This is a genomic window from Methylobacterium sp. (assembly GCF_019750675.1).
Lineage (GTDB): Bacteria > Pseudomonadota > Alphaproteobacteria > Rhizobiales > Beijerinckiaceae > Methylobacterium.
Genome location: NZ_JAIEOF010000024.1, coordinates 1 through 4,482 on the forward strand (window position 1 = coordinate 1; position 4,482 = coordinate 4,482).

Annotated in this window: 3 protein-coding genes and 1 pseudogene; 1 reads left to right on the forward strand and 3 read right to left on the reverse strand. The window is 68.9% G+C overall.

The annotated features are described in order from the left end of the window. Positions 1-138 (forward strand): hypothetical protein (locus K2X24_RS01055; protein ID WP_292493876.1); only part of this gene is annotated, 138 nt, incomplete at its 5' end. 187 nt (positions 139-325) lie between these two features. Here the strand turns inward: K2X24_RS01055 and typA are convergent. The 3 genes and pseudogenes from typA to K2X24_RS01070 form a co-directional block, all read right to left on the reverse strand. Next, complete coding sequence (gene typA, locus K2X24_RS01060) at positions 326-2,146, reverse strand: translational GTPase TypA (RefSeq protein ID WP_292493857.1); 1,821 nt, start codon at positions 2,144-2,146, stop codon at positions 326-328. A gap of 177 nt (positions 2,147-2,323) precedes the next feature. Beyond that, positions 2,324-3,619, reverse strand: coding sequence for an MFS transporter (locus K2X24_RS01065; protein WP_292493872.1), 1,296 nt, complete (start codon positions 3,617-3,619; stop codon positions 2,324-2,326). A gap of 104 nt (positions 3,620-3,723) precedes the next feature. Continuing rightward, a pseudogene (locus tag K2X24_RS01070) lies at positions 3,724-4,482 on the reverse strand (UxaA family hydrolase); the annotation flags it as partial.

Genomic DNA, 4,482 nt, shown 5'->3' on the forward strand with positions numbered 1-4,482 from the left:
GACGCCCTCATCAGCTGGTGCCGCGAGCGCCTGGCCGGCTACAAGCTCCCGCGCCACATCGTCTTCGGGGAATTGCCCAAGACCTCGACGGGGAAGGTGCAGAAATACCTGCTGCGGGAGCGGGCGAAGGCCGAGTGAGGCGCCGCTCTGCTCGTTGGCGTGAATTCACCGAATCGGAAAACGTCTGGCTTCTTCTGGAAGCTGCGCGGTCCCCCTCCCCACAAGGGGGAGGAGGGACCCGCGCCCTTCGACCAAGCCGCAAACTGCAAAAAGAAAAGGCCGGGACGATGCCCGGCCTCCTCGATCGATCCTGAAACGCGGTGGCTTACGCCACCCCGCCCGAACGCTCGAAGCGCTTGCGCTCGTTCGGGTCGAGGTAGGTCTTGCGCAGGCGGATCGACTTCGGCGTGACTTCCATGAGTTCGTCGTCCTGGATCCAGGCGAGCGAGCGCTCCAGGGTCATGCGGATCGGGGGCGTCAGGCGCACGGCCTCGTCCTTCGAGGTGGTGCGGATGTTGGTGAGCTTCTTACCCTTGAGCACGTTCACCTCGAGGTCGTTCTCGCGGTTGTGCTCGCCGATGATCATGCCCTGATAGACCTTGGCGCCGGGCTCGATCATCATCGGGCCGCGATCTTCCAGGTTCCACATGGCGTAGGCCACGGCCTCGCCCTTGTCGTTCGAGATCAGCACGCCGTTGCGGCGGCCGGGCATCTCGCCCTTGTAGGGCTCGTAGGCCTTGAACAGGCGGTTCATGATCGCGGTGCCGCGCGTGTCGGTCATGAGCTCGCCCTGGTAGCCGATGAGGCCACGGGTGGGCGCATGGAAGACGAGGCGCAGGCGGGAACCGCCCGACGGCTTCATCTCGATCATCTCGGCCTTGCGCTCGGACATCTTCTGCACGACGACGCCGGAATACTCCTCGTCGACGTCGACCACGACCTCCTCGACGGGCTCCAGCACGCCTTCGTTCTCGTCCTTGGAGAGCACCACGCGGGGACGCGAGACGGCGATCTCGAAGCCCTCGCGGCGCATGGTCTCGATGAGGATGGCGAGCTGCAACTCACCGCGGCCCGAGACGAAGAACGAATCCTTGTCGGCCGCCTCCTCGATCTTGAGCGTGACGTTGCCCTCGGCCTCCTTGAACAGGCGGTCGCGGATCATGCGGCTCGTGACCTTGTCGCCCTCGGTGCCGGCGAGCGGCGAATCGTTGACGATGAACGACATGGTGACGGTGGGCGGATCGATCGGCTGGGCCTGGATCGGGGTCTCGACCTGGGGATCGCAGAAGGTGTCGGCGACCGTGCCCTTCACGAGGCCCGCGATGGAGACGATGTCGCCGGCTTCACCGACGTCGATGGGCGCGCGCTCCAGGCCGCGGAAGGCCAGGATCTTCGAGACGCGGCCGGTCTCCACGAGCTTGCCGGTGCGGTCCATGACCTTGATGGCCTGGTTCGGCTTGACCGTGCCGGACGCGATGCGGCCGGTGATGATGCGGCCGAGGAACGGGTTGGCTTCGAGAAGCGTGCCGAGCATCCGGAACGGACCCTCCTCCACCTTCGCCTGGGGCACGTGCTCGAGCACGAGGTCGAAGAGCGGCGCGAGGCCCTGGGTCTGGTCGCCGTCCGGCGCCGTCGCCATCCAGCCGGCGCGGCCCGAGCCGTAAAGGATCGGGAAGTCGAGCTGCTCGTCGGTGGCGTCGAGCGCCGCGAACAGGTCGAACACCTCGTTCACCACCTCGGTGATGCGGGCGTCCGGACGGTCGACCTTGTTGATCGCCACGATCGGCTTCAGGCCGATCTTGAGGGCCTTGCCGACCACGAACTTGGTCTGGGGCATAGGGCCTTCGGCGGCGTCGACGAGCACGATCACGCCGTCCACCATCGAGAGGATGCGCTCCACCTCGCCGCCGAAGTCGGCGTGGCCGGGGGTGTCGACGACGTTGACGCGGGTGTCCTTCCAGACGACCGAGGTCGCCTTGGCCAGGATGGTGATGCCGCGCTCCTTCTCGAGGTCGTTCGAGTCCATGGCGCGTTCCTCGACGCGCTGGTTCTCGCGGAACGATCCGGACTGCGACAGCAGCTTGTCGACGAGCGTCGTCTTGCCGTGGTCGACGTGGGCGATGATGGCGATGTTGCGAAGCTTCATAGGGTATCCGGAAGCGAGAAGAGCCCGTCACGCGACGGGCCGCAGGAATGCGGCCGGCTGCGCCGGGTCACGGGATCGAGCTATCGCGTCGCAATATAAGGTGTGGGCCTCCGGGGCAAGGGGCGCCGGCGCAGTGCCACCATGCCTTCGGGCCTCGTTCCATGCCTTCGGGCCTCGTCAGGCGCGGACGGCCGCGCGGGCGCGGTGCCGGCCGAGGGCGGTGACGCAGACGAACGAGATCGCCGCGAGGGTGGTGCCGAAGACGGCGATCGGCCACCAATGGCCCTGGAAGCGCTCGGCCAGGAGGGTGCCGATGATCGGGGTGAGCCCGCCCGCCACCGCGCCGCAGACCTGATAGGCCACCGAGATCGCCGTGTAGCGCACCCGCGTCGGGAAGGCGCCGGCGACGTAGCCGGCGATCACCGCGTAGAAGGTGGCGCTGCCGACGACGTTGAGGGCGAGCCCCAGCATCAGGGCCGGCACCGAGCCGAGATCCACGAGGAGAAACAGCGGGTAGGGCGCCAGCATCGCCCAGATCAGGGTGCCCTGGAGGAACAGGCGCTCGTTGCGGATGAGCTCGGCGATGCGCGCGCCCACCGGCGTCATCACCAGCTGGAAGCAGGCCGCCACCAGCAGCGCGTCGAGGATCGTCGCCCGGGGCAGGCCGAGATACTGGGTCGTGTAGGTGATCATGAAGGTGTTGAAGAGGTAGACCGACCCGATCGCGAAGGTGTTGGCGCCCGCAGCCAGGGCGAGCGGCGTCAGGGCGGTCGCCAGAACCTCCCGGATCGGCGCCGGTGCCGGCCCCGCCGCGCGGCTTTTCTCAAAGTCGGGCGATTCGCCGACGCCGAGACGGATGAACAGGCCGACGAAGAGCAGGACGACGCTGACGAGGAACGGCAAGCGCCAGCCCCAGGCGAGGAAGCTCTCCTTGTCCATCAGTCCGGCGAGGCGGAAGGCCAGCAGCGACAGGATCTGCCCGGCCGGGCTCCCCAGCTGGGCGAAGGACGCGAAGAAGGTCGCGCGCCCCGTCGGTGCGTGCTCGGCGGCGAGCAGCACCGCCCCGCCCCACTCGCCGCCCACCGCGATGCCCTGGAGGATGCGCAGGCACACCAGCGCGATAGGCGCCCAGATCCCGATGCTGGCATAGGTCGGCAGCAGGCCGATGCCGGTAGTGGCCAGCCCCATCATCACCAGGGTGACGACGAGGGCCCGCTTGCGCCCGAGGCGGTCGCCGACATGCCCGAAGACCAGCCCGCCGAGGGGGCGGGCGAGGAAGCCCACCGCGAAGGTGCCGAAGGCCGCGAGCGTCGCCACGAAGGGCGTCGACTCAGCGAAGAACAGGGGCCCGAACACCAGGGCGGCGGCGGTGCCGTAGATGAAGAAGTCGTACCACTCGATGGTGGTGCCGACGAAGGCCGCGATGGCGGCCCGCGCGGGCTGTCGTGGAGCGGCTTCGGGCGTCGGGCTCATGCGGACCTTGCTCAACCGGGACCTCGGGGCGGCGGGATCGGGCGCAGGGACAGCTTAGCCGCCCCCACCCCGCGCGCCAGGACTCCGCAAGGCGCGGGCCGCCCTCAGGTGATCGGCGCCGGGTTGAACAGGGTCAGGTCGTTGAACAGGCCCCAGCGATCGGACCAGGGCCGCTTGCGCCCGCTCGCCACGTCGAGGATGAGGCGGAAGAGTTCCTCGCCCATCTCTTCGATGGTGGCATGCCCCGTGGCGATGCGGCCGGCATTGAGGTCGATGAGGTCGGACCAGCGCTCGGCCAATTCGGTCCGGGTCGCGACCTTGATGACCGGCGCGTGCGCGAGGCCGTAGGGGGTGCCGCGCCCGGTGGAGAAGACCTGCAACGTGATGCCGGAGGCGAGCTGGAGCGTGCCGCAGACGAAGTCGCTCGCGGGGGTCGCTGCGAAGATCAGGCCCTTGTCGCGGACCCGCTCGCCCGGGGCGAGCACGCCCGCGATGGCGGAGGTACCGGATTTGGCCACCGACCCCAGCGCCTTCTCGACGATGTTGTTGAGCCCGCCCTTCTTGTTGCCCGGCGAGGGGTTGGCCCGCCGGTCGGCGCCACCCTTGGCGAGGTAATCGTCGTACCAGGCCATCTCGCGGATCAGCGCATCGGCGATCTCGGGGCTCGCGGCCCGGGGGGTGAGCAGGTGGATGGCGTCGCGCACCTCCGTCACCTCGGAGAACAGCACGGTGGCGCCGCAGCGGACCAGCAGGTCGGCGGCATGGCCCAGGGCCGGGTTTGCGGTCACGCCCGAGAAGGCGTCGCTGCCGCCGCATTGCAGACCGACCACGAGGTCGGCGGCCGGGCAGGTCTCGCGGGTGCG